Annotated in this window: 19 protein-coding genes; 8 read left to right on the top strand and 11 right to left on the bottom strand. The window is 56.2% G+C overall.

All coding sequences use genetic code 11. From position 1 onward, the window contains the following. Positions 1 to 51: 51 nt before the first annotated feature. The 5 genes from AC5S16_RS13150 (at position 52) to AC5S16_RS13130 (ending at position 4,782) form a co-directional block, all read left to right on the top strand. Positions 52 to 549: a GNAT family N-acetyltransferase gene (locus AC5S16_RS13150; RefSeq protein ID WP_493930527.1), complete on the top strand. Its 498-nt coding sequence runs from the start codon at positions 52 to 54 to the stop codon at positions 547 to 549. Positions 550 to 781: 232 nt separating this feature from the next. Next, positions 782 to 1,393 carry a superoxide dismutase gene (locus AC5S16_RS13145; protein WP_493930526.1) on the top strand — a complete coding sequence of 204 codons (612 nt, stop codon included), beginning with the start codon at positions 782 to 784 and terminating at the stop codon, positions 1,391 to 1,393. 321 nt (positions 1,394 to 1,714) lie between these two features. Then, a complete protein-coding gene (locus tag AC5S16_RS13140) occupies positions 1,715 to 2,500 on the top strand; it encodes a hypothetical protein (protein ID WP_493930525.1) in 786 nt (261 codons plus the stop codon). Positions 2,501 to 2,693: 193 nt separating this feature from the next. Further along, positions 2,694 to 3,917, top strand: coding sequence for a multidrug effflux MFS transporter (locus AC5S16_RS13135; RefSeq protein ID WP_493930524.1), 1,224 nt, complete (start codon positions 2,694 to 2,696; stop codon positions 3,915 to 3,917). 28 nt (positions 3,918 to 3,945) lie between these two features. Beyond that, positions 3,946 to 4,782, top strand: coding sequence for an isocitrate lyase/PEP mutase family protein (locus AC5S16_RS13130; protein WP_493930523.1), 837 nt, complete (start codon positions 3,946 to 3,948; stop codon positions 4,780 to 4,782). On the opposite strand, the gene AC5S16_RS13125 is transcribed toward AC5S16_RS13130, so the two are convergent. The 8 genes from AC5S16_RS13125 to AC5S16_RS13090 all read right to left on the bottom strand — a co-directional run bounded on the left by AC5S16_RS13125 (position 4,763) and on the right by AC5S16_RS13090 (position 15,841). Further along, positions 4,763 to 6,031 (bottom strand): acyltransferase family protein, encoded by a 1,269-nt coding sequence (locus AC5S16_RS13125; protein WP_493930597.1) that lies wholly within the window; start codon positions 6,029 to 6,031, stop codon positions 4,763 to 4,765. The two genes, AC5S16_RS13130 and AC5S16_RS13125, sit on opposite strands and share 20 nt — an antisense overlap. 648 nt (positions 6,032 to 6,679) lie before the next feature. Next, positions 6,680 to 7,843, bottom strand: a complete 1,164-nt coding sequence (locus AC5S16_RS13120; protein ID WP_493930522.1) for a M24 family metallopeptidase — start codon at positions 7,841 to 7,843, stop codon at positions 6,680 to 6,682. Between the two features lie 79 nt (positions 7,844 to 7,922). Beyond that, positions 7,923 to 8,966, bottom strand: a complete 1,044-nt coding sequence (locus AC5S16_RS13115) for an amidohydrolase family protein (RefSeq protein WP_493930521.1) — start codon at positions 8,964 to 8,966, stop codon at positions 7,923 to 7,925. Positions 8,967 to 8,990: 24 nt separating this feature from the next. Beyond that, positions 8,991 to 9,134, bottom strand: coding sequence for a hypothetical protein (locus tag AC5S16_RS13110; protein ID WP_493930520.1), 144 nt, complete (start codon positions 9,132 to 9,134; stop codon positions 8,991 to 8,993). Next, positions 9,131 to 10,648 (bottom strand): sodium:solute symporter family protein, encoded by a 1,518-nt coding sequence (locus AC5S16_RS13105; protein ID WP_493930519.1) that lies wholly within the window; start codon positions 10,646 to 10,648, stop codon positions 9,131 to 9,133. The genes AC5S16_RS13110 and AC5S16_RS13105 overlap by 4 nt, the downstream gene beginning before the upstream one ends. Next, a complete protein-coding gene (locus AC5S16_RS13100) occupies positions 10,645 to 11,601 on the bottom strand; it encodes a carbohydrate kinase family protein (protein WP_493930518.1) in 957 nt (318 codons plus the stop codon). Before AC5S16_RS13100 ends, AC5S16_RS13105 begins: the two co-directional genes overlap by 4 nt. Before the next feature lie 89 nt (positions 11,602 to 11,690). Next, entirely contained in the window at positions 11,691 to 12,452 is a 762-nt protein-coding gene (agaR, locus tag AC5S16_RS13095) for a transcriptional repressor AgaR (RefSeq protein WP_493930596.1), read from the bottom strand. Positions 12,453 to 12,670: 218 nt separating this feature from the next. Beyond that, a complete protein-coding gene (locus AC5S16_RS13090) occupies positions 12,671 to 15,841 on the bottom strand; it encodes a TonB-dependent receptor (RefSeq protein ID WP_493930517.1) in 3,171 nt (1,056 codons plus the stop codon). 368 nt (positions 15,842 to 16,209) lie between these two features. Here AC5S16_RS13090 and AC5S16_RS13085 point away from each other — a divergent pair, with 368 nt between their 5' ends. Both AC5S16_RS13085 and AC5S16_RS13080 read left to right on the top strand, forming a co-directional pair. Next, a complete protein-coding gene (locus AC5S16_RS13085) occupies positions 16,210 to 17,409 on the top strand; it encodes an SIS domain-containing protein (RefSeq protein WP_493930516.1) in 1,200 nt (399 codons plus the stop codon). Continuing rightward, positions 17,406 to 19,415: an alpha-amylase family protein gene (locus AC5S16_RS13080; protein WP_493930515.1), complete on the top strand. Its 2,010-nt coding sequence runs from the start codon at positions 17,406 to 17,408 to the stop codon at positions 19,413 to 19,415. Before AC5S16_RS13085 ends, AC5S16_RS13080 begins: the two co-directional genes overlap by 4 nt. A gap of 78 nt (positions 19,416 to 19,493) precedes the next feature. Here AC5S16_RS13080 and AC5S16_RS13075 read toward each other — a convergent pair whose 3' ends face one another. Beyond that, positions 19,494 to 20,669 carry a pyridoxal phosphate-dependent aminotransferase gene (locus AC5S16_RS13075; protein ID WP_493930514.1) on the bottom strand — a complete coding sequence of 392 codons (1,176 nt, stop codon included), beginning with the start codon at positions 20,667 to 20,669 and terminating at the stop codon, positions 19,494 to 19,496. Positions 20,670 to 20,784: 115 nt separating this feature from the next. Between AC5S16_RS13075 and AC5S16_RS13070 the strand changes: the two genes are divergently transcribed. Next, positions 20,785 to 21,876 carry a Gfo/Idh/MocA family protein gene (locus AC5S16_RS13070; RefSeq protein ID WP_493930513.1) on the top strand — a complete coding sequence of 364 codons (1,092 nt, stop codon included), beginning with the start codon at positions 20,785 to 20,787 and terminating at the stop codon, positions 21,874 to 21,876. On the opposite strand, the gene AC5S16_RS13065 is transcribed toward AC5S16_RS13070, so the two are convergent. Next, positions 21,856 to 22,272, bottom strand: coding sequence for a group III truncated hemoglobin (locus tag AC5S16_RS13065; protein ID WP_493930512.1), 417 nt, complete (start codon positions 22,270 to 22,272; stop codon positions 21,856 to 21,858). The two genes, AC5S16_RS13070 and AC5S16_RS13065, sit on opposite strands and share 21 nt — an antisense overlap. An 805-nt stretch (positions 22,273 to 23,077) precedes the next feature. Further along, positions 23,078 to 24,739, bottom strand: coding sequence for an alpha-N-arabinofuranosidase (locus AC5S16_RS13060; protein ID WP_493930511.1), 1,662 nt, complete (start codon positions 24,737 to 24,739; stop codon positions 23,078 to 23,080). Positions 24,740 to 24,817 lie beyond the last annotated feature (78 nt).

Raw genomic sequence — 24,817 nt, 5'->3', positions numbered from 1 at the left:
TGTCTCTTTGATGATGCCGATTGGGCCGTTCCGGATGGCTATCCTATGTCCATGATCACGATTCGTCCTTCTACACAGAAGGATGCAGATACAGTATGGAAGATTCTTGAACCTGTCATTCGCGCCGGAGAAACCTACACTCTCCCCCGCGACTTTACCCGCGAGCAAGCCCTCCAATACTGGTATTCACCCCATCAAGAAGTTTTTGTCGCTGAGGAAAACAGCGAAGGTAAAAAAGAAATTCTCGGAACCTACTATCTGCGCGCCAACCAGCAAGGCGGCGGTAGTCACGTCGCCAACTGCGGATATATAACCGCATCTCACGCCGGAGGCCGTGGCATCGCCAGCGCCATGTGCACACACTCACTCGACCGCGCCCGTGAGCGCGGCTTCCGCGCCATGCAATTCAACATCGTTATCAGTACCAACGATCGCGCCGTCCGCCTCTGGCAGAAATTCGGCTTCGTCATTGCAGGCACACTGCCCGGAGCCTTCCTCCATCCAGTACACAGCTATGTCGATGCTTATGTCATGTACCGCAAACTCTGATCTTTGTGGATACCATCCCTAAGCGCATAAAAGTTTGTCATTCTGAGCGTAGCGACCGAAAGGGAGCGCAGTCGAAGGACCCGCACCGGGAGATGCGTCCCAGTCCGCACGAGAGCGCGCTCCAGCACGCACCTAAACACAAACTTCCTGCATCCCTTATGATTAGGGACGGAAAACAGGGTAGACTTTCCCACCCGAGACATAAACGAAACATCAGACCAGGAGGAATGCTTTGGCACATGAACTTCCACCCTTACCATACGATTATGCCGCTCTCGAACCTCACATCGATGAAGCGACCATGAAGCTCCATCATGACAAGCATCACCAGACTTATGTCACCAATCTCAACGGAGCCATTGAGAAACATCCCGACCTCGCCAAGCACACCGTAGATGACCTGCTGCGCAACCTCAACAGCGTTCCTGAAGATGTCCGCACTGTCGTGCGCAACAACGGTGGCGGCCATGCCAACCACACCATGTTCTGGCAGATCATGAAGCCGAAAGGCGGGGGTGAGCCCACCGGCAAAATCGCCGACCAGATCAAGAAGGACTTCGGCGAATTCGAATCTTTCAAGAAGCAGTTCAACGAGACCACAGCCAAGCAGTTCGGCTCCGGCTGGGGCTGGCTTATCTGGGACGGCGGCAAGCTCAAAATTGTTACCACGCCCAACCAGGACTCGCCTCTCTCGCAAGGCTTCTACCCCATCCTCGGCAACGATGTATGGGAGCACGCCTACTACCTCAAATACCAGAACCGCCGCCCGGACTACCTTGCCGCCTGGTGGAATGTCATCAACTGGGACGAGATCAACAAGCGCTTCGAACAGGCCCAGAAGTAAGAACGCCTCCGGCGGCGCCTGCGCGGCGGGCAGTCCTTGCCGGACGGGCACATCAGCAAAAGAGCAGAAGCTTTACCCCTGCTCTTTTGCTGCTTTTATTTCGATATAAGTTCTCGATTTGTCATCGCTGAGCATAGCGAAGAATCTGTCTTGCTGTCGCACCACCACAAAGGCAAGTGATCAACGGGAGTGAAAGAAAAAGCAACCCAATAAGCACAAACGGGAATGGCGCGCAAAAGCGTGCGTGTGCCCGGGACGGCCAGTCCCGCTACTTTCGCTTAAAATCTGTGTTGAATAAAGGCAGGAGGAAAATACTCCAAAATGAATATTTGGAAAACTTTTCTCTGTGCCGCCGTGCTTTCATCCACGGCCTTTGCGCAGACTGCCGCACTCAATCCCGGCACAGCAAGCTACAAAATCGAGCAGAACGGCAAGAACCTGGGTGAAGCCAGCTACACCGTCCAGACCACGCCAAAGACCTACGTCATCACCTCGAATGGCAAGATAACGCTGGACAAATTTAGCTATGCCTTTTCGAACACACAGAAGCTCGACACCGCTCTCAACCTCATTACTACCCAGCTCAGCGGAGTCGTCAGCGGGAAGGCAGTCAGCTTCAACGCTAAAGCAGACTCGACTGGCCATCAATTTCAGTTAGATATCTCCGCCAACGGGCAGAAGCAGCAGAATACTGTTGATCGCAACCAGAACACCATCCTGCTTACCGACCTTGATCCTGCAGCCTACATGCTGCTCACACAGGTGGCGACGCGCAACCCGGCAAATGCATGGGTGCTGATCCCCAAGGAAAATGGCTTCCTCGTCCCGGTAAAGTTCTCGCCGCAGGCTGACACCAAGGCTGCATATAACGGCCAGACCATGATGGTGCACCACTCGAGCGCCGCCGTCAGCACGCAGAACGCAATCACCGTCGAGCTCTTTTACACGAATGATGGCAAGCTGCTCGAAGCCGACCTGCCCCAGCAGAACTTCTACGTCATCCGCGACGGCTTCCGCCTTATCAGTCGCCCGAAACCGCCGACGCCGCCGCATGGCCAGGCCCCGCAGCAGCCGCCACCACAGCAGCAACAACAGCAACAGCAGTAATTATTATCATCGCAGCCTCTCACCAAAGAGGGGCTGCGGCATTTCCATGAATCAATCCCGCCTGCACTCGCATCTCTAATACAATTCAAGTAAGAACAGCTCCTCATCTTTCATCAACAATCGACATCGCTCTGAAGTCCTGCGCAGCCTCAACAGGTGCTCGCCGGAATCGTCTTTGCAAAGCAACTGAGTCATGACATCACTTCGCTATAAGCATGCGTGGATCATCACCCTGCTGGGCCTGCTCAGTGTCGTTACGCCCTTTGCCATCGACATGTACCTGCCGGCCTTCTCCCGCATCGCCCGCGACTTCGGCACAACCACCTCTGTCATTTCGCTGTCGCTCTCGACCTATTTCATCGGTTTTGCCCTGGGACAAATCCTGTACGGCCCGCTGCTTGACCGCTTCGGGCGCAAGCGTCCGCTCTATGTCGGCCTGGTCATTTACATCGTCGCCTCATTCGCCTGCGCGCAGGCGCACAGCATTCATGCATTCATCGCGCTGCGCTTCATCCAGGCTCTGGGCGGCTGCGCCGCACAGGTGGCCGCTATCGCCATGGTGCGCGACTTCTTCCATGCCCGCGAAAGCGCCAGAATTTTCTCGCTGCTGTTTCTCATCATCGGAATCTCGCCCCTGCTCGCGCCTACCATCGGCAGTTTCATCATGTCCACGCTCACATGGCGATGGATCTTCTCCCTGCTGGCATTGAATGCTCTTCTCATCCTGACCCTGACCGCAACGCTGTTGCCTGAAGGCCACATACCGGACAAGTCCATTTCGCTCAGGCCGCGGCCCATCCTCGGCAGCTTCCTCGCAATCCTCCGGCAACCGCAATTCCTCACCTACGCGCTCGCCGGTGCTTTCTCCTTTGCCGGGCTCTTCGCCTTCGTCGCCGGCTCGCCCATCATCTTTATGGATAGCTACCACGTCAGCACACGCACCTTCGGCATCATCTTCGCCGTGCTGGTCATGGGCTTCATCGGCGGCAACCAGCTCAATGTCCTCCTGCTGCGCAAATTCTCCAGCCAGCGCATCTTCTTCTACGCTCTCTCCTTTCAGGTCTTCACCGGAGCCATCTTCTTTACCGGAGTCAGAAGCCACCTCGTCGACCTGCCGGCGACATTGGTCCTCTTCTTCTTTTTCCTGCTTGCTATCGGACTCACTTACCCCAATGCTGCCGCCATCGCCATGGCGCCTTTCTCGAAAGACGCCGGCAGCGCCTCGGCCCTGCTCGGCTTCCTGCAAGCAGGAACTGGCTCCATCATCTCCACCGGCATTGGTCTGCTCGGAACATCCGCAATTGTCTCGCTGCTCTCGGCTACAGCTATGACTGCACTCATCATCCTGATTGCAGGAAGAACACGCATCACCAAACTCATCGAGACCGAAGGCGAATCCGTCACTGCCGTTCATTGAGAACAGGCTGTACACTCATCTCGTAGCTATGTCGACGCAATCGGAAAAAGCTGCTGTCTTCCGCGCGCTCCACTACCGCCCTGAGCCGCTCATCATTCCCAATCCGTGGGATGCAGGCACTGCGCGCATTCTCACAGCTCTCGGTTTTGAGGCGCTCTCCACGACCAGCGCAGGCCTCGCCGCCACCCTCGGTCGCCGAGATGGAACCGCTGGCGTCTCCCGCGATGAAGCTCTTGCCAACGCCCACTCTATCGTCGAAGCCACACACCTCCCTGTCGCCGCCGATCTTGAGAACGGATACGGCCACGCTCCCGAGGATGTCGCCGAAACCATCCGCCTCGCTGCTGAAGCAGGGCTCGTCGGAGGGTCGATCGAAGACGCCACCGGCGATACCGCAAATCCCATTTACGAATTCAACCACGCCGTCGAGCGCGTCGCCGCCGCTGTCGAAGCTGCCCGCGCTCTGCCCTTCTCTTTCATGCTGGTGGCACGCGCGGAAAACTATCTTCATGGCCGGCCTGATCTCAACGACACTCTCCGTCGCCTGCAGGCCTTTGAAGCCGCCGGCGCGGAGGTCCTTTATGCGCCTGGCCTCACCCGCGCGGAAGACATCCGGGTTGTCTGCGCTACCATCGGCAAAACGGTGAATGTGCTGGCAGGAATGAAAGGAGCCGCAGAGTTCTCGATTGCAGAGCTGGCAGCGTTGGGCGTGCGCCGCATCAGCCTCGGCTCGGCGCTGAGCCGTGCCGCTCTCACCGCCTTCGTTCAGGCATCACGAGAGATCAAGGAAAAAGGGACATTCACCTTTGTCGACGAGGCCTTGCCGCTCAGCGAGATCGGAGCTCTTATGAGCCTCCTGGACTGAGCGCTTCTCCTTCAGCGATCACTGTCTCAGGCGCCAGTTCTACTGTCACAGCAGGCAAGAGCTTTGCCTCAAGATAGTCCCTCACCTGATTTGTGCGGGCCTCAAAGAGGAAATGAACCGTGCAGGCAATTCCGAACGCGGTCGCAACAGCTGTGACCACAAGCAGCAGGTTGTGCCCGTTCAGCGGCAAAGTCTTCCACGTCCCCACCAGCAGCGCGCTCATGAAGATCAGCACCGATGCATGGGTGAGGTACAGGCTGTAGGAGATCTTCGACATGAAATGGGCGGCGGCGCGATATGGCCCGGCGGGGAATGGGTCCCGGAGCTGGGCAATCGCATAGAACAACAGGAAGGACACTGCTCCGATCAGCATGTCGCCTTCGATCAAAGTCAGACCGTGAATGCGGGTCAGAACATCGATGCCCAGAAATCCGGCCGCTGCCGCAACAATCAGCGGCCATCGCAGCCGGGGCGAGAATTTCCATGGCAGTACTGCAGCAAAGACGCCCAGCAACCAGATCACGAAATATATTGAGATCTTTACTCCAACAAACCAGGACATCCCACCCAGCAGGCCGAGCGCCAGCGCAGTCTTGAGCAGGTTCAGACGTCGGAAAAAGATCAGCGCGACCAGCGGAAACGCCAGGTAATACCAGAACTCATTGGCCAAGCTCCAGAGCGGCTGGTTGGTTCCGAGCGGCGTCACTCGAATCTCCTGAAGAAAAAACATATTTCCCAGGAACGTGGCCGCATTGAGGCGCGACTCAAGATGCGGACGGATAATGTCCTGCCTTGCCGGGGCTGAGTAGAGCGTTTCCTGTCCGGCAAAGAAGTGGAGCGCCGTCCGGTCGAGCACGAGCACGAGAAACAGCGCCGGTATCAGCACCATCCAAAGGCGCACCATGCGATGGACCAGGTATTTCTTCCAGGACCAGTTCCCCCGTTGGATGGCCCGAACCACGCTGCCGCCTACGAGAAACCCACTGAGCACAAAAAAGACCATCACCGCATGATGGGCGTAATCGGGATTATGGCGGACCTCACTGCCTCCCCGGACTGCGGTAGAGGCGATCGTATGAAGCGGAGTGGCGGCGGTCTTGCTCAGAAAGAGAAGCCGGATGTGCGAGAGGAAAACAATGGAAGCTGCTGCACCGCGAATGGCGTCAAGATGAACTGAATACTCCGGCGTCTCCACTGCTGCCCGGGGAGGGCCCGCATCGCCCGATAAAGCTGCTGGGGCGCTTTGCATCACGTCTTACCTCTCACTACTTACTGTTGGGTTTTCCCAGGAATGGCCTCTGCTGACTGCTGTCATCATACACTTGCCCGAGTGCGCGGGTCCCAGAATTGCAGTCAAGTGGGGTCCCCCACCCCTCCCCCTATGTAGCAGTGCTTTTATTTGTTTTCAATAACTTACGAGGGGGTTACCCCCTTCTATGTGATTGATTCTTCTATTGCTTGTGCACTACTACAGTGTTTTCATATATTTAGAGGGTAATCATTTTTTGATTACCCTCTGGACAGCGCTCAGGATGACAGTTCTGTAGTGGAATGACAAAAGCCCACCATGCAGATGGGCTTTTTCTTCTCTACTTTTAGTTTATCAATTTTGAGTGAAATACCCTGCCAACTTTTTACTTTGAATTTTTACTTTGGTTTGTTGGGGTTGCGAGGATTCCTTTCATTTTGGGACTTGACAAGGTTTTTTGAAAATCCTCTACTTCCTCAGGGCCTGCCGGCGGAAATATACCCCAGCCCCCAGAAAGAGCAGGGAGATAACAATCGCCAAGATCGCGTGGCCACGCGTGCCCGATTCGATCTGGAGAGCCGCATCTACCCACCAGACCACTGCGCCGACGAACCAGATAATGTAAGAGCCCTGCCGCACTTCAAGAATTTAGATGCGCATAAGCTCCTGTTGTATCCTGCCGGTGACTTCGGCCTTGTCGCGGCCGGTCATCATATTCACTTCGCTGCGGATGCCGAACTCCGGCAGGTAAATTCCCGGCTCGACTGAGAAACAGGTGAAGGGGAGGATGCGCCGCTCATCGTGCGTCTCGAGGTTGTCAAGATGCGCGCCGTTTCCATGGATCTCAGCGGCGATGTTGTGCCCGGTACGATGTGTGAAGAACTGCCCAAACCCTGCGTCGCGAATGACAGAGCGCGCAGCGTCGTCAACCTGCCAACCGGCGATGGGCTCCCTTTTCGCAAATGCGTCTTTTACGGCATTGATCGCAGCATCGCGCGCCTGCTTTACCGTCGTAAAAACGAGCTGCTCGCGCTCGGAGAGCTCGCGATCCACAACGCCGGTCCAGGTAATGTCATACCAGCAGCTGTTCTCGCGGTTTACGCGCGCCCAGATATCGATCAGCAGAAAATCACCCTTCTGAATACGTCGGGAATGCTCCGCCGTCGGATCATAGTGAGAATCAGATGAATTTTCATTTACCGAAACGTTGGGGCCGTTCTGGGTGACCAGTCCGGCACGCTCCATCGCTTCGAGGAACCATGCTTTCATCTCGTATTCGGTCACACCGGAAGAGATGCGGCGGCCAATCGCTCGAAAGCCCTCAGCCAGAATCTCATCGAGCAGGCGCTGCGCCTCGTAGTGGCTGGCGATCTGCTCCTCAGAAAGCACGGCCTCGAACTGGCTCACCAGATCAGCCGAGCTGACGATGGTCTTACCCAGCTCGCGCAGGAATTCGACCGTTCCGGCATCCACCATCGAGACATACATGATGGCGTTGCGCGGCGAATACTGCATGGCAATGTGCTGGTAAGGTGCAAGCATCGCCTCGAGCCCGCCCTGCAGCTCCTGCCACGAAGAATATTGCGTCTTCCTGCCGGGCAGCGAGTCGAGCCTTCCCTGCTCGATGCGATGCACCAGCTTGTGCGGCTCGCCGTGTGCAGGGATAATGTAATACCAGCGCCGCGTGATATGCGCATGCGGATCAAGACCGAGAATGCGCCCGGCAATCGGGTCGCGGTGATGATGGTCGTAGAAGAGCCACGCGTCGAGCTTCTGCTCACGCAGTGCGGATTGAATTGCGCTGAGGTTCATGAAGCATCAAGTGTATCGAAAGCCAGGAGACTGTGCTCCATGCCTGCACTGAACACAGTCGAAGAATGCCGAAAGGTCTTTACTTCAGTAATCGCAGTGCATTCTCGCGGTACACCTTGCGCAGCACATCGTCGGGAAGATGCAGGCCGTAGATATTCCAGCGTCCCTGCCGAGAGGCATGTGATGGATACTCGAAATACTCATCCGCAGTCTCAAGAAAACGGAAGTAGAGCCGGTACATCGACTCTTCAGGCAGAAGATCGGCACCGAACAGAATGCGGTCAGCAAAGCGCAGGAAGAGCTCGCGCGCTGAATAAGGTTGACGGCCTAATTCAGAAGCGCGCGCGCTGATATCGATCAACACGTTGGAGTAGCTCTCAAGCAGCTTCGTCACGCGGGCAAGGTTCTCACCGCTTTCTGCCACATGCGCGCAGACGAAGGTTGTTTTCGGATGCCGCGCAATGACGCGGTCGCGCTGGTCGAGCAGCTCGTGCTTGGAGAATTGTGCGCCGTGAAAACCCCAGTCAGGATGCGACGCCAACTCTTCGTAGCGCTCGTTGCGCGCATCGATGGGGAGGAAGAAGGCGTCAGGATCGGCTGTATGAAACATGACTGGAATACCCAGCTCGGCAGCCTTGTCGAAGATGGGAGCTAGCCGCTCATCGTCGACGCGCAGCAGCACGCCGTTTGCATCGCGCACGCCAAGCCCGAGGTCTTTCCAGAATTTGATGCCCTGTGCGCCGCGCTCGACGAGCTTCTCCAGCCGGTCGAGCGTGACGGAAACGAAATCAGGCTTCTCGATGCCGGACCAGTCCATCCATCCGATGGTGGCAAAGCGGTCCGGAGCTGCAGAATGAAATTTATCGATCATGGCAAGCGCAGCATCGCCTGTTTTCATGGTGATGTTGACGACCTTCTCGATGCCGCAGGCATCCATTACGCGCAGCACATTGTGAGGCTCGAGCGCGTCGAGATGGTTGTGGTAATCGATGACAGGAAAGCGCGCCCGCTCCAGATGATGCTCCGGAGTCCTGAGCATCGAGACGGGTTGAAACTCACTCAGCGGAAGGCTCACATCGGCCTTCGCTGTCACCATGGCTACAAATTTGTCCTGATCGGTCATTGGAAAACTCGGTGTTTCTCTTTTTCAGGATTTCTTGTCGTCACTCAACCCGGAGAACATAGCGCGCAAATCCTGAAATCCCTTCACTGCAACTATCAGCGTGATGGCGGCGAAGGCAATGCCGGAAATCACCAGCCACACGGCCCAGAAATACATCCATGAACTCATCGCATCTCTCCGGTCGGAACCGCCACTTCAGCGGCGGCGCTGTTGTTGCTCCTGCCCAGGAACGAGCCGATCAGCAACCCAATAGCCGACAGGCCGAAGGCAGCAAAGCCGGCGAAGCTCTCGCTCTTGTGGAGGAAAAAAAAAGGAATGATCGCTCCCGCAGCGCCGGCAATCATCGCGCAATATCCGCCCGTGGTGTTGGCGCGCTTCCAGTAAAGACCGCCAATGACGCAGACGAATGCGCCGGCAAGAAAGATCGTTCCGGTGATGTTCAGATAAAGATAGACCGCGCCCGGCGGCGTGTAGAGCAGTCCCCAGAAGATGAGAAAAAGACCAACGGCAAAATTGCAGATGCGGTTGATGAGCAGCTGCGTTGCGTCGCTCAGTGGCGCGCGGCCAATCTGCTTTCTTAGAGGGCCGATGATGTCCTGCGAGATGACCGCGCTCCAGCCCAGCAGATATGAGCTGTTGACGGACATGGTCGCAGCAAGCATGCCGGCAACCACGATGCCGCGAATACCGGGCCCGAGCAGCATGGCCAGCATTGCGGGCATGGCGTCAATCGGCTCAAGCGCGTGCCCGTTCACAACCGGCTGCGGCACTCCGCCGGTTAGCGCGCCGGTGCCCAGCAACGTGAGGGCGGCGATGCCCCAGAGCATCGGCAGCATACCGCGCCCTAGAAAGATGAAGCCGGTCCAGGTCATCACGCGCTTCGATACTTCGGGGCTCTTCGTCGAGAACATGCGCATCGCCGTAGTCTGCCAGCAGGTGTGAATCGCGAGCCACAGCAGCAGCTGCCAGACGAGGAAACTCAATCCGAATTTGGGCGCGGTGATGGGATTGAAACCGCTCGCGCCCATTACGCTTGTGACCTTTGCGACCATCGCATGCCATCCGGCAAAGTGCACGGCGTAGATGGTGATGATGATGGTGGCTACAGAGAGCAGGACATATTGCAGGTAGTCGGTGATGACGATCGAGATCATGCCGCCGACTGTTGTATAGATCAGCTCGAGCAGCAGGATGGCAATCATCGCAGCGACGAGGTACTTCTGGTTGAGGCCGCTGATGACGGTCAGGAACTCGCCTTCGATTTTGAGGAAGACGCCCATGTTGAGAATGCCGCCGAGCGCCACCAGAAATCCGGTAACGATGCGCAGGCCGCGGCTATACTTCACTTCGAAGTATTCCGGGACTGTCATCAGGCGCAAAGCGCGGAGGCGGCGGATCACAAAGCCGGTGCGGCCTACGAAGATCATGGCGATGCCGGAGATCAGCGCAGCAGCGAATGCAGCGAAGCCGTAGCGGTAGCCGAGCTCGCTGTTGTACATGAAAGTGATGGTGCCGATCTCAGTCGCCGCCAGCGTGGCGATGCCGATGTATGTGCCGAGCTCGCGGCCTGCAACCAGAAAGTGCGCCGTGCTGCCGACATATTTCCTGCCCAGCAGGCCGATCAGCATAGAGCCGGCCAGGTAGACGATGACGATGATCCAGTCGATGGCGGCGAAGTTCATCGGGATCCGGTCTCCACGGCGAGCCCAGGGAAGTTGTGCTGTTTGAGGAAGGCGGCGGTCAACTCACGGTCGCAGAAGGCTTCGGTGCCGCCGGATCGCTGCGTGGACAATGCTCCGGTAATGTTGCCGGCCAAGGCGCATGTTTCCGGTGGGAACCCGCGCAGCCAGGCGAAGAGGAATCCGGCATTGAAGCTGTCACCCGCGCCAATTGTATCCACTGTGGTTACATTTACTGATGGCTCAATGAATCGCTTGTCGCTCATCTGGACAATCGACCCGCGCGAGCCGCACTTCACGGCGACACAGGGAACACGCGTGGCGAGGACAGCAAGCGCATCATCTAGCGAATCTTTTTTTGTGATGCGGCAGGCTTCAGCTTCATTAGGCAGCAGAATGTCGATCAGTCCGAGCAGCTCGTCGAGCACGCCGCCCCACTTGTCTTCCGGATCGTCGTTCGTGTCGAGGGAAATGGTCAGACCGGCGCGCTTCAATTCGCGGAAGAGCTCGGGGAGATTGGGAGCGAGCGCAGTCTGAAGGTAAAGGGACGACAGATGAAAATGTCGCGACGACTTCAGATACTCAAGATCGAGATCGCGCACGGTCATCTCGCTCATCGTGCCGGGATAGGTCAGGATATGCCGCTCCTTGCCGTGATGGAGGAGCACGGTGACTCCGGTAGAACGCTCGGAGTCGAAGACTGTGCGGCTGATGTCGGCGCCGCCGGCTTTGAGGCGTTCGAGGGCGATTTTTCCGAGGTCATCGGTGCCGGCGCGCGTGATAAAGCCCACTTTCGCACCCAGAACGGCCAGGTTATGCGCCAGGATCGCCGAAGAACTGCCTAATGTTGCCTGGAAATCCGTGGCCAGCAGTTCCCTTTCGACCGGCATCGGCTGCGGAAGGCCATAGAGGATCAGGTCAAGATTGATTTCGCCTGCAATTGTGACGTCAAACATGTGAGAGGAGCCAATCAAGGTATGTATTGGCATTTCCGCACAAATCGAAATTAAAAGTCAATAAAAGATTGCAATCGTAACTAAATTGCCTAGACCAGAATCAGTTCCACGCCCTGCCCCCGAAGCGTCTCCGCATCGGCATCGGACAAACCGTGGTCGGTAATGACGCAGTGCACACTCGCAGGAGGTATGATGCGCGAAAGACTGCGACGGTGGAACTTGGTTGAGTCACAGACGACGACGACTTTTCTCGCCGCCTTCACCATGGCGCGGTTCACGCGCGATTCGAGCACATTCGGCGTGGTGAGGCCGATCTCAAGGTCGAATCCATCGACTCCAAGAAAGAGCACGTCGGCATGCATTTCTTCGAGAACGTCTTCGGCCAGAGGCCCGACCAGCGAGAAAGAATTTTTGCGCAGCGTACCACCTGTCAGGATGACATCGAAGTCGGTGCCAGCAAGATCGGCAGCGATGTTAATGGCATTCGTAATGACAGTAAGGTGCACGAAGCGGCGAAGGGCATGGGCCACGGCTGTTGTAGTGGTGCCGGAATCAAGCATCACGCACTGGCCGTCCTGCACGAGCTTGATGGCGGCTGCGGCGATGCGCTGCTTTTCCTGCGAGTGCTGACGCATCTTCTCCTGCAACGAGGGGTCGAACATGGCTCCGGCGGAAAGGGGCAAAGCTCCGCCGTGCGTGCGCTGCACGAGTCCCTTGGACTGGAGGTAGTCGAGATCTTTGCGAATGGTGATCTGCGAAATGCCAAGGTTCTCAGAAAGCTCATTCACGAGGACGCGGCCATGGCTCTGTACAAGGCCAAGGATGTGCTGTCGGCGCTCCTCAATCAACATGGAATCATGATCAATTTCTTTTTTCGTAGCTTTACGTGGCAAGAATCGGTACCTGTTAGAAGAGAGTCTCCACCAGAACACAGATTGTATGCGAATGTGCCGGTAGAATGGGAATCTTCTTTTTGGCGGCAGGAATCCGGCTTGCTTCCCTGTTACGGATGTTTTCGCATGATACGCCATCCTTTGTTTCCGCAAAGGATGGCGTATCAGCAACTACTCTAGAAGGTAAATCCACCCAGGAAAGTGATCTGCCGCACCTGACCACTTTCAAGCGAATTGAAGGTTCCGTACTGGCTGGTGAATTGATTGCCTCCTGCCACCGTGATATCTCCACTCGGCGCCAGAAACTGGGGATGATTGAAGAGGTTCGACATCTGCGCGACAAAGTTGAAATGCACGCGCTCGGTGATGGGCACAGACTTTGTCAGCGAAAGATGCGTTTGATAGAGATGCTGGCCTTCAAGACTGTTGGGGCGCGCGTTGCCGAAATGGCCCGGCTGCGGAACTGCAAATGCCGCGGTGTTGAACCAGCTGCTATAGCTTTTGCCGCCGGGAACATGATTCGGATCGCCTACGAGATCGGGCAGGCCGCCAACGGTTCCCGTGTTGGACGGATCAGAGCCGCTGAAGGCCGGCGAGAAACCGAGTCCTGAGGCAAGGAAGGTCTGAACGCTGGTAGACCATCCACCGACGATGCGGTCGACCACACCGCCACTGTCTGCAAGGTAGCGTTGCCCTTTGCCAAAGGGCAGCGCCCAGACAAGGCTACCGGAAGCGTAATTCCGGCGCGTCTGGCCATCGTTTGCCCAGTGCCCGAGCACGTCATATGGATTTTCCGTGTCCAGGTAATTTGCCAGGCTCTCGGTATAGGCGTAGCTTGCACTGAAGTTGAAGCCCCCCACCCTGCGCTTGGCTTCGAACTGGAGCGCGTTGTATCTTGTGCTGCCGTCAAAGCGAAGCATGCTTGCAGTTACGAAGTTATAGGGTCGGGTGACCTGAGTGTTTGTGCTGGGCTGAGGTTTATTGATGTTCACCGAATAATCGATTCCACTGCTGTGCGAACCGAGATAGGAAACGCGAAGACCGATGTGTGCAATCTCTTCCTCGTAACTGACGCTGTATTGCTGGATATGTCCGTGACTGATATGCAGAGGATAGCCACTGACACTCTGGCTGGGTATGACAGCTCCCGAGGTGCTGGACGGATAGGGGTTGGGGAAAGAAAGATATGGATTCGAGCTGTCTGTCACCTGGTAGATCTGGCTGATGGAAAACGGGCCAGTAGAACCAAGCTGCGGATTGATGGGTTCGAAGTTGTTATAAGCATTTCCGCCAAAGCGGGACGTATAAATGCCGTATCCACCGCGAATAACAGAATGGTCCGTCAGCGAATATGCGACACCGACGCGAGGAGCAAAATTGGTCTTGTCCGCGACTGCCTGAACGTTGCCGGCAACAACCGCGATGTTTTTTGGAAATAGAGGGCTGACCTTGGGGAGAGCCGCCGGCGTGACAATGACATCTCCGGTTGCGGGGTCCCAGTTATACATCAGATAGTCGCCAGCAAATGGCGTGCCATAGAAATCCCAACGCAGGCCATAGCTCAGGTTCAGCTTGCGGGAGAGCTTGAAGGAGTCTTCCGCGTAGAGGCCATACTCGGTGAGTGTCTGCTTTCTGTCTCCGAGTGGACTGACACGCTGGCTTTGCTGCGGCAATCCAAGCAGGAAGTCAGCATAGGCACTGCCTGTGATGAATCCGTTGAAAGTGAATGTGCCGTAGTTGGGGACAACTCCATAGAAGTTTTCGTAGTGTTGGATGTTGCCGCCGAACTTCAGGGCGTGCTTCCCTAACTGCCAGTCGATGTTGTCATTGAGAGTCGTAATGTGATTGTTGGATTTCACGCCGCCTGGAACATCGACCAGAGAGTTGAGACCCGAGATATCCACTTCCGGAAAGCCCTGGCCTGTCTGCCCGCCCGGATTTGCTCCCTGAAGACCAACGGTGGACAACACAGTGCTGCCATCAGGAGGAGTGACTCCGCCTTCGGATTGCCCATCGACCATGTAGTCCGTGGAATAGCCGAAGCGAAGGTTGTTGACCAGCGTGGAAGAGAATATCTGCGTGTCGCCAGCAGCCCACTGTTTGTGTTGTCTTTTTCTGGTCCAGATCAGATCTGGCAGGCCGTCATTGAGCACATAGGGAGTCTGGCGCATTAACCAGCGCACAAAAAGCGAGTTGGTTTTGGTGAGGTTGTGATCGACGCGAACAATGGGCCAGTCTCCGCGGAAGAGATCACTGTTAAAGGGAAAATGAAACGCATAGTTATTGACCGGCGAGCTTACATCTACATTCGGCGCTGGATAATAGATGTTCTGCAGGGCCGCTGAGACCGGGCTGATGCGCGACGCAGGAATGGTGTTGTTGGGGAAGGGCTGTCCGGTTGTGGGATCGATAATCGTCGTTGAGAACACCCCGTTGCGCCATGCGTTCGTCGGGACATTTGCCGTGCCGAAAGTTCCTAGCGGAATACGCTGCGCAAACCAGCCTCCGTAAAAGAAAGTGCGATCGCGCCAGATCGGGCCGCCTGCTTCGAGGTCCCATTCATGCTGAAGGTAGGGAGTCTTGCCTGTATCGAAGAATCCGCGGGCGTTGAACACGGAGTCATAAATCCGGTATGTGGCTTTTCCATGGAAGGTGTTTGTGCCGCGCTTTGTGACCTGGCCGACCTGCGCAGGCACCGGGCTTTCCGCAGGAGCGTTGAAGACGGTCGCAGATACCTGCTCGAAAAAATTGGCATTGTTGCTTTGTATGCCCTGAAGGTCGTTCGGGATGCCGTCAAATGTCTGGCCCTGCTGCGATGCCTGCTCACCATTGATGACCGGAGGATACGTGCCGCCCTGCACGCCTGCGAGCGTGGTGAGCTGATACCACGTACTTGGATATATCGTGACCTGCGGCGACTGCTCATGCTGTTTGGCGGTGAACATGTCAGAGATTGTGGGCAATTCGGTGGAAATGACGGCCGCACCGGCAGACACAGTCACTTCCTGGATGGCCTGTCCAAGAGCAAGTTGCGGGTCGAGGCGCCGGACCTGTCCACTGTCAAGAATGATGTTCTGCGCCACGAAGGCCTTGAAACCTTTCGCATTGCAGTGCAGCTCATATGTACCCGGCTTGAGCTCACTAAACTCAAAATCGCCGCTCGCGAGCGTCGTTACCTGCCGCACTGTCTGCCCGGTTGTCGGCTCAAGAAGAGTGATTTGCGCATCCGCGATAACAGCGCCTGAAGTGTCTGAGACCGTACCGCGCAGGGTTGCATTGAGGGTTTGGGCCCAGGCGCAGGAGCCCATATATAGAATCAAAACAGAGGTACAAAGACGCGTAAACATCCGAAAGCCCCCTTAAAGATCCACACCGAATTTCTGATTGGCCAATGTCTTGATGACAGGCTGGAAAAGAGCCCTGCTGCATACTTTCTATTTCATTTGAGTCGTAATTTATCGCAGAAATAGAAAGTAAACGATACTTAAACAAATGCCAGAGGCTAGTCAATAGAAATTTACAGTCTTTATCCCATTGATTAAAAATCGTTATGGAGTGCGGATTTTATGGTATTTTCTGCATATTTTCAGTTGGATACGGGAAACAGGCTCGCACAAAAAGTGTGTATCTCCGGTCATTCCCTTTAATTTCGCTTGCTTACGATCTTCGTCTACTGTAATACAATCAAAGGCCGAAGATAAAAGGAGTCAATCGCTTGCAGGACGCACTTTCTGCGCTGCTTTCGCTGTCTGAGAAAGAAAAACAGAGCCGTGGCCTTACGGATACGCCGCGCGAAATCCAACAACAGCCGGAAACCTGGCTGGGCACATTCGACCATCTCAAGACCACCCATAGCTCGATTCGCAGCTTTCTGGAGAAATGCGGACTGACGCCCGGAGCCGCCAATCCTCCGGACGTGATTCTTGCGGGGGCGGGCACGTCAGACTACATCGGGCGCGCGCTGAGCCGCATCCTGCGCCGGCAGTGGCATTGCAATGTTGCAGCGGTGCCAAGCACAGAACTGCTGACGAATCTTGATGACCACATCCTTCCCGGCAGGAAGTATCTGATGATTTCCTTCTCGCGCTCGGGCCAGAGCTCGGAAGGGATCGCGGTGATGGAGCACGCTCTCAGCTCTTATCCCAGGCAGATCCATCACCTGCTCATTACGTGCAATGAGTCCGGGCCGATGGCGAAATTTCCGGATGTCTTCACGATTGTGCTGGATGATGCTGTGAATGACCGCGGGCTGGCGATGACCAGCTCTTTTACGAACATGGTCATTGCCGGGCAGTATCTGGCACATGCGCATGCTCCGCAGAGCTATGGGCCGCTGGTGAAAAGCCTGGCGCAGATGGGAACAGACCTGCTGCCGCGGGCTGCCAACCTGTCTGCAAGTCTGGCAAAAAAGAATTTCAGCCGTGTTTGTTTTCTCGGCACAGGAACACTGCAGGCTGTCGCCAGAGAATCGGCGCTGAAGGTGCTGGAGCTGAATGCGGGCAAAATTGCCACGCTTGCCGAGTCCTTTCTTGGTCTGCGCCATGGGCCAATGTCTTTCCTCAACAAGGAGACGCTGGTGGCTGCGTTTCTCTCGGGAGACGAAGACCGCCTGCCCTATGAGCTTGATCTGCTCGAAGAAATCCGCAGCAAGAATCTGGCTGGAGAGATTCTGGCGGTCACTCCGCGGAGGAATGACCGCGTCCAGTCGATGACACCACATATTCTGCATCTGGATGCACCGCATGATTTTCCTGATGCCTGCCGTCCGCCCGTTGATGTGATCGCGGGACAACTGCTTGCGCTCTTTCTTGCGATGGAAAACGGCATTACGCCGGATACGCCAAGCGACGGCGCCATCAGCCGCGTTGTCTCCCACGTAAAAATTTATTCGCCGGCCGGAAGAACGGAGAAATGAAAAAAATAAATTGCACGTTGCCGGCGCGCTGTTGCGCATTGTTCCTGTCCTGCTCTCTCGGGGTTCTGGCGGCGCAGGCTCAGGATGCGGGCAAAGCCATGGCTTCCGTCCATGGCACGAGCTACCGGCTGGCAAACCGTGAAGTGGAAGCGGGCTGGAGCGTTTCCGATGGGAAATTAGACACCGTAACAGTTACAGATAAACTGCATGGCACGGTGGTCCAGGCATCCGCGCCTTTCGCGATCCTTTTGAAAGACGGGACCATCTATAACGCAGGCAATGTGCACGCGGATGGCGCTCCACAGATGCACGCGCTCACGCCGCAGCCAGATGCTTCCCGGTATTCCGACCGAATCCCGGGTGAGCAATTCGATCTCCCGCTGGTCAGCAGTGACGGCAATGTTCATCTCACCTGGTCGGTAATTCTGCGCGACGGATCGAATTATGTACGGCAGATTCTTACCATTGCGGCTGGCGATCATGATCTTGCTATCAAGCGAACTGCATTGATCGATGTGGATCTTCCGGGAGCACGCGTTGTCGGTTCCGTGCAGGGCTCGCCGATTGTTGCCGGGGATATTTTCCTTGGATTCGAGCATCCTATCTCTGACAGCAAGGTGGTCGGCAACCGCGCAACAGCTGTGATTGACCGCGAGCTGCCGCTCAAGGCGGGACAGTCTGTCACCTATTCTTCGGTGATCGGCGTGACACGCACTGGACAGTTACGACGCGATTTTCTCAACTACATCGAGCGCGAGCGCGCACATCCCTACCGTACTTTTCTGCATTACAACTCCTGGTACGATCTCGGCTACTTCAGTCCTTATGACGAAGCAGGAGCGCTCGACCGCATCAACACATTCGGCCGTGAACTGCATGAGAAGCGCGGCGTCACGCTTGACTCCAATCTTTTCGACGATGGATGGGACAACCACGCAACGTTGTGGAGCTTCAACAAAGGCTTCCCAGATGGTTTCACTCACGTGCGCGAAGCGGCGGAGAAATACGGAGAAGAGCCGGGCATCTGGCTGTCTCCGTGGGGCGGTTACGCGGGACCGAAGAAAGAACGCCTGCAGTATGGCAAGGAGCAGGGCTTCGAGATTGTCAGCAACGGCTTTGCGCTCTCAGGGCCGAAGTATTATGCACGCTTCCGGGATGTGTGCCTGGAGATGATCCGCAAGTACGGCGTGAACCAGTTCAAGTTTGACGGCACAGGCAACGCCGATTCCGTTTTTCCCGGAAGCAGCTTCGACAGCGACTTTGCCGCGGCCATTCATCTTATCGGCGAGTTACGCCAAGCCAAGCCCGATATTTATATCAACCTGACTACAGGCACATATCCCTCTCCTTTCTGGCTACTGTATGCAGACTCGATCTGGCGCGGCGGCGAGGATGACGATTTTGCCGGAGTCGGCTCCTATCGTGAGCGCTGGATCACTTATCGCGATGCGGATACTTACGAGCGGATTGTCCGCGGCGGCCCGCTGTATCCTCTGAATTCGCTTATGCTCCACGGCATGATCTATGCACAGCGGCACAAGCATCTGAATACGGACCCCAACAACGATTTCCGCAATGAAGTCCGGGACTACTTCGGCACGGGAACACAGTTGCAGGAGATGTACATCACGCCGTCATTGCTGACCCAGGCAAACTGGGATGATCTTGCCGAGGCTGCGAAGTGGTCGCGCTCGAATGCCGAGGTGCTCAAGGACACACACTGGATCGGCGGCGATCCGGCATGGCTTGAAGTTTATGGATGGGCTTCGTGGACTCCGAAGAAGGGGATTCTGGTCCTTCGCAATCCGAGCGATCACCCGCAGAGCATTCGCATTGATGTGCAGAGCGCCTTTGAGCTGCCGCCGGGAGCGCCGCAGAGCTACACAGCAAAGAGTCCATGGAAGGATGACGCGGGCAAGTCCTCGATTGAGCTCAGGGCCCACAGTCCGCATGAGTTCCAGCTGGCTCCGTTTGAGGTGCTGACGCTGGATGCTACGCCCAGATAGGTTTCCAGTTCAGCTTGTCGGTTCCCACCCTTTCGCAAAAGCGCGAAAGGATGGGGCACCCAATGTTAAACGATCGACTTAGCTCTTAAATCCTCGCAAGAGGTCGCAGGCCTGCTTCAGGTCGCGGTCTTTTTTGGCGAAGCAGAAGCGCAGCAGGTTCTCGCCGCGACCACCGCTGAAGAATGCAGTCCCTGCCACGGCAGCCACTCCTGTTGCAGCTAATAGATTCCGCGCCTTCTCGCGGGCTGTTGCTCCGGGAACTTCGCTTACATCGGCCAGCACATAATAGGCTCCGCTGGGGACTGAAGGCGCAAAGCCGGCATCAGTAAGAGCGCTGCACAGCATGTCGCGCTTGGCCTGATAGTCGGCAGACAGAGCCTGATAGAAACTGTCCGGCAGCTCTACGAGTCCCGTAGCTGCGCCGTACTGAAATGGTGAAGGCGCGCAGACATAGGTCAGGTCGTGGAAGTATGCGATGGAGCCAAGCCAGCGTTTATCAGCGGCCAGATAGCCGAGGCGCCATCCGGTGACACTGAAGGTCTTCGAAAGGCCGGAGATTGTGATGGTGCGTTCGGCCATCCCTGGGAACGATGCCGGGGAGATGTGCTCCGTTCCATCGAAGAGGAAGTATTCGTAAATCTCGTCGGTCAGGATGAAGAGGTCGTGCTCTTCGGCGAGCGCGGCAATCTGTTCGAGCTCCATGCGGGTAAAGACCTTGCCGCATGGATTTGACGGCGAATTCAGAAGCACTGCGCGCGTGCGAGGCGTGATGGCAGCGCGGAAGGCATCAAAGTCGACCTCCCAGGTATGCATCATCAGCGGTACAGGCCTGGCCGGAACGCGCAGGCTCAACAACGTATTGACGTGATAGCCATAGTAGGGCTCGAAGATGATGACTTCGTCGCCCGGATCGAAGAGCGCGAGGCAGGCAGCATACATCCCGCCGGTGGCGCCTGATGTGACGAGAACCTCTGATTCCGGATCGACGGCGATGCCGTTGTAGGATTCTAGCTTGTGCGCAATGGCTTCGCGCAGTGGCGCAATACCATCGAGGCGAGTATAGATGTTGTAGCCATCGTGAATCGCCTTAATTGCGCTCTCGACCACCGGCGATGGGACTTCCGTGTCACAGACTCCCTGCGCCAGGTTCACTCCGCCGATACGGTCGCACTCCACCGTCATCGCGCGAATCTCTGACTGCATGATCTTCGGAGAAATCCCGCTCAAGCGCAGCTTGTCTGTTGCTGTTCCCATGTCATACATCTATCACGGGAAGCCGAGAATGGGACAGCGGGCTCAGCGCGCTCTTTTTGAGCTGCTCGCAAGTCTGACTTATCGTCGTCTATGCTTGGTTGACAGGAGACAACCGATGAAACTCACTCGCCGGGAATTCAGCTGGCTTGCTGGTGCAAGCCTAATGTCCAATGCCCTGCCATCACTTCAGGCACAATCGGGCGACCGCCGCATCGGTTATTGCATTGTTGCCCTGGGGCGCATCTCGATGGACCACTTCATGCCGGGCGTGAAGCTTTCGAAGCAGTCAAAAATTACGGCGCTGGTCAGCGGGCATCCGGACAAGGCGCACAAGATGGCCGCTGAATATGGGGTTCCTGAAAACGCGATCTACACCTATGAGAACTATGACGAGATCCGCAACAACAAAAACATCGATGCGGTCTACATCGCGCTACCCAACAACATGCACCCCGAGTTCACCATCCGCGCTGCGCGCGCCGGAAAGCATGTGCTCTGCGAGAAGCCTATGTCGACCAGCGTGGCAGACGCCAAAGCCATGATCGATGCCTGCAAGAAGGCCAACGTGAAACTGATGATTGCCTATCGCTGCCAGTATGAACCGACAAACCTGCGCGCGATTGAGCTGATCCGCCAGGGCAAGCTGGGCAAGATACAGGCGATTGAAAGCGCGCACGGATTCAACATCAGAGCGGGCGAATGGCGATTGAACAAAAAGCTTGCGGGCGGCGGACCGCTGCTCGATGTCGGCATCTATTCTCTGAATGCCTGCCGCTACCTGACCGGCGAAGAGCCTACTGAAATCAAAGCGTCCTCTTCCACGATTGACCATGATGGACGCTTCAACGAGGTCGAAGAGAACACAGCATGGACGATGAAGTTTCCTTCAGGCGTTGTCGCCAGCTGCAACACAACCTATGGCGCCAATATGGACGGCTACTATCGCGTGCATGGCTCGCAGGGCGTGCTCGATGTGCAGACGGCCTTCGGTTACCAGGGCCAGCATCTGAGGGCCACGTTCAGCGACAAGACCAGTCTCGACGAGCCGAATCCGGCGAAGGACCCATCGCACTTTACCCGGCAAGCAGACTACTTTGCTGAGTGCATTTTCAAAAACCAAAACCCGAAAAGCGATGGCGAAGAAGGGCTGCGCGACATGGAGTGGATGTCGCGCATTTACCAGTCGTCAGGATTGAAGGGTTTGTAACTCTCCTGCGCCTGATGCGTAGTGCTGGTCGATTGTCGCAAGCAGACGCTCGGCCATGGTTTCCGCTTTGCGCACGAAAATCGCAGCTACCGGCTGCGGGAACAACTCGGCTGCAGTCTGCCGCCACAGTTTCAGCCAGCGCTCAAAGTGCTGCGCTCCGATGCGCGGCAGAAGCATCAGGTGCGCCATCATGGGATTGCCCTTGTATCGGCCGCTTGCCAGTATCAGCGACGACCAGAAGGCGCGCATCCTCTCAAGATGCGGCTCCCATTCGTCGCCGATGACGCGCTCAAAGATTGGGCCTAGTGTCTCGTCCTGCCGGACACGGGTGTAGAAGGTATCGACGAGAGTGGCGATCTGCTCTTCGCTTATGGAAGTGGAGAGATGGATCAGCATGTTTTCTCTTTTAATGATAATCCCCTTGCGCCAGCTTCTATGCCGTGTAGCTGGAGGACTGCAGGTCCATCCACTACCCCTTCCCCTTCACTGCGTTCAGGGTCAGGGTTCGGTCGGGATGACAATTCGTTAAGCAGCTGCGCCATAAACAAATCCGCGCTGACATCTTGCCTTCCAAGCGATGCCCTCCTTCCCCCTCCCCCGGGGAGCTAAGTCTTTGAAAACACACGATTTATTTTTTTAATGCAGCAAAGTATTGAAAGCAGGCAGGTTCCATCTAAAGTCTTGATTCCGGGCAGCAAAAAACCCGCCGGTCTGGCGGGTTTTCTCTCCATTTCGCTCTTTATTTAAGGATACCAGAAAGAGAGGAAATATCCGCTCATTGTCCGTTGCAACAAGTATCTCTTGAAATGAGCAGCTTACAGAGCAATATGACTTTGAGAGGGCTTGACAGGCTGTATTCGGTGACCGGGACTGAAGAGGTTGCTGAAAGTGCAATTCATTTGAAAAGCGATCCCTCAGGGGCTAGAGCATTTTCAAGAATAGTGTGTCCGTATGTCCGAAAGCCCTAAAAAGCTTCACCACAGAGGACACAGAGGTTTTCGCAGTGGGAAATCTCTGACATTACAGAGCGTCGGTTACACCCATTACCTAATCCGCTCTAATACCCATCTCGCCAATGTAGCGAGCGAATAAATGTTTGCGTGCGGACTGCTTTCGTTTGGATTCCTGCTTCCCATCCTTTCATCCAAAAGCAGGATGAAAGGATGGGGCACCCCTTGTTGTGGCTATCGATGCAAATTGCCTAGCTCAGGGTGATTGCCAGCTTCGTTACCGACATGGGTGGGAATGAGAAGCTGACGGTTGATCCACTGGCCGTTGCCTGCGCTGGCTTCGTCTCGACGGCATGCGGCTGCTCGAAGGTGTTGTGCGCATGAATATCAGAGGCGGCCAGTATCGTTGCTGAAGCGGAAGCAACACTTCCACCGCCACGAATTGCGATCTCAGCATTGCGAGCATCGCTCAGGTGGGGATTGACCACGGTCAGCGTCAGCTGCTTGCCATTGATTGAGGCCGAGCCTGTAAGGCCATGAAGATTGCGCTGCACCGATCGCGCCTGCTGTCCGTTACGCGGAGGCCCCCAGCGGTCAGGCTTCTGAATGTCAGTGAAAGTGATCGCAGGAGCGGAGAACTCTGCACGCACCGCCTGCGCGCCCTGATGCGCTGCATACATCTCGAAGACGTTGAAGTTCGGTGTTGTGATGAACCGGTCTTCGTGCGCAAGAAAGAGCGAGTCGATGCAGTTGATCAACTGCGCGCAGTTCCCCATCACTACTTTCTCGGCGTGACGGTTGAAGATATCGAGCGTCCATGCAGTCACAATGGCGTCGCGCATGGTGATCTGCTGGCCAAAGATGTGCGTGGGATCCACTTCAGTGCCAGCACCGTACCAAGGGCCGTACTCATCGACTACAAGGCGCGTGCGATGCTCCCGGTCATAGACGCCGATCGCCGTCCACATGTTCTCAATGATCTGCTCGGTCGATGCGCCCTGGTAGATAAGAGAGTATGCATCCTGCTCGTTGAAGTTCAGCGCTTCAAGCGCGTTGGTGTAGTTGTGCACGGACCACCCAAAGGGAGGACGGATGGGCCGGCGGCGCAGAATGTCTTCGAAGAACTGCGTTGTCCAGTCCACGTCGTTCTGATTCGGCCCCGAGGCGACGTAGCGAAGATTGACGCCGTAGCCAGGCACCCATGCGGTGAAGCGGCGGTATTCGTTTGAATACTCTTCCGGAGTAAATTCTCCGCCGCAGCCCCAGCTCTCATTGCCGATGCCCCAGTAGCGCACGTTGTAGGGCTCGGTGTATCCGGCCTGCGCGCGAATGTCAGCATACGTCGTGCTGTGCGCGGGAGAATTGCAGTATTCGACCCACTGGTCGAAGGCGAGAGGCGGAAGAGCGCGCAGGTTCGCGGCGATATAGGGCTCCGATCCGGCCAGCTTGCAGAACTGGATGAACTCATCGGTGCCGAAAGTGTTCGGCTCAAACTTCTGCACGGAATCAGCGGGCAGCTTTTGCGCCTGGGGATCGTCGACCCAGAAGTTTGTGCGCCGCGGACGCTTGTCGCGCGGGCCGATGCCGTCCTTCCAGTCATAGCTGTCGGCGAAACAACCGCCGGGCCAGCGGATGACAGGCGACTTGATGGCCTTCAGCTTTTCAACCAGTTCTTTGCGTATTCCGCCGGTGTTGGGAATCTTCGACTTCTCGCCTACCCACACGCCGTCGTAGATGACGCCGCCGAGGTGCTCGGTGAAGTGTCCGTAGATTTCAGGAGCAATGGTCGCGATCGGCTCGTCGAGCAGAACTTCGATATGCGCGTCGGCGGTGGCTGCGAGGGCCTGCCTGCGGAACAGAAAAAAGGCGGAGCCGGCGAGCGCGCTGGTCTTCAGGAAATCGCGTCGTTGCATTGGTGTCCTCGTGCGGAGAGAGTCTTAAAAAATGGTTATGGGGAGCATGAGAAAACATTTACTCGAATTTCGTCAATA

It is taken from the genome of Acidobacterium sp. FHG110202_01 (assembly GCF_059115305.1).
Note: the sequence above shows the minus strand (reverse complement) of the source record. Positions and strands in the feature narration are given on the sequence as shown.

Bases quoted from the DNA above. Each gene is read 5' to 3' on its own strand.
- AC5S16_RS13065 (WP_493930512.1), bottom strand. From the start codon at position 22,272: ATGCTGATCCATCTCTCCACTTCCATAAGCGAAGAGCAGATCGCCACT.
- AC5S16_RS13090 (WP_493930517.1), bottom strand. From the start codon at position 15,841: ATGTTTACGCGTCTTTGTACCTCTGTTTTGATTCTATATATGGGCTCC.
- AC5S16_RS13075 (WP_493930514.1), bottom strand. From the start codon at position 20,669: ATGGGAACAGCAACAGACAAGCTGCGCTTGAGCGGGATTTCTCCGAAG.
- AC5S16_RS13105 (WP_493930519.1), bottom strand. From the start codon at position 10,648: ATGAACTTCGCCGCCATCGACTGGATCATCGTCATCGTCTACCTGGCC.
- AC5S16_RS13070 (WP_493930513.1), top strand. From the start codon at position 20,785: ATGAAACTCACTCGCCGGGAATTCAGCTGGCTTGCTGGTGCAAGCCTA.
- AC5S16_RS13120 (WP_493930522.1), bottom strand. From the start codon at position 7,843: ATGAACCTCAGCGCAATTCAATCCGCACTGCGTGAGCAGAAGCTCGAC.
- AC5S16_RS13100 (WP_493930518.1), bottom strand. From the start codon at position 11,601: ATGTTTGACGTCACAATTGCAGGCGAAATCAATCTTGACCTGATCCTC.
- AC5S16_RS13125 (WP_493930597.1), bottom strand. From the start codon at position 6,031: ATGCAAAGCGCCCCAGCAGCTTTATCGGGCGATGCGGGCCCTCCCCGG.
- AC5S16_RS13080 (WP_493930515.1), top strand. From the start codon at position 17,406: ATGAAAAAAATAAATTGCACGTTGCCGGCGCGCTGTTGCGCATTGTTC.
- AC5S16_RS13135 (WP_493930524.1), top strand. From the start codon at position 2,694: ATGACATCACTTCGCTATAAGCATGCGTGGATCATCACCCTGCTGGGC.
- AC5S16_RS13130 (WP_493930523.1), top strand. From the start codon at position 3,946: ATGTCGACGCAATCGGAAAAAGCTGCTGTCTTCCGCGCGCTCCACTAC.
- AC5S16_RS13140 (WP_493930525.1), top strand. From the start codon at position 1,715: ATGAATATTTGGAAAACTTTTCTCTGTGCCGCCGTGCTTTCATCCACG.
- AC5S16_RS13115 (WP_493930521.1), bottom strand. From the start codon at position 8,966: ATGACCGATCAGGACAAATTTGTAGCCATGGTGACAGCGAAGGCCGAT.
- agaR (WP_493930596.1), bottom strand. From the start codon at position 12,452: ATGTTGATTGAGGAGCGCCGACAGCACATCCTTGGCCTTGTACAGAGC.
- AC5S16_RS13150 (WP_493930527.1), top strand. From the start codon at position 52: ATGATCACGATTCGTCCTTCTACACAGAAGGATGCAGATACAGTATGG.
- AC5S16_RS13060 (WP_493930511.1), bottom strand. From the start codon at position 24,739: ATGCAACGACGCGATTTCCTGAAGACCAGCGCGCTCGCCGGCTCCGCC.
- AC5S16_RS13110 (WP_493930520.1), bottom strand. From the start codon at position 9,134: ATGAGTTCATGGATGTATTTCTGGGCCGTGTGGCTGGTGATTTCCGGC.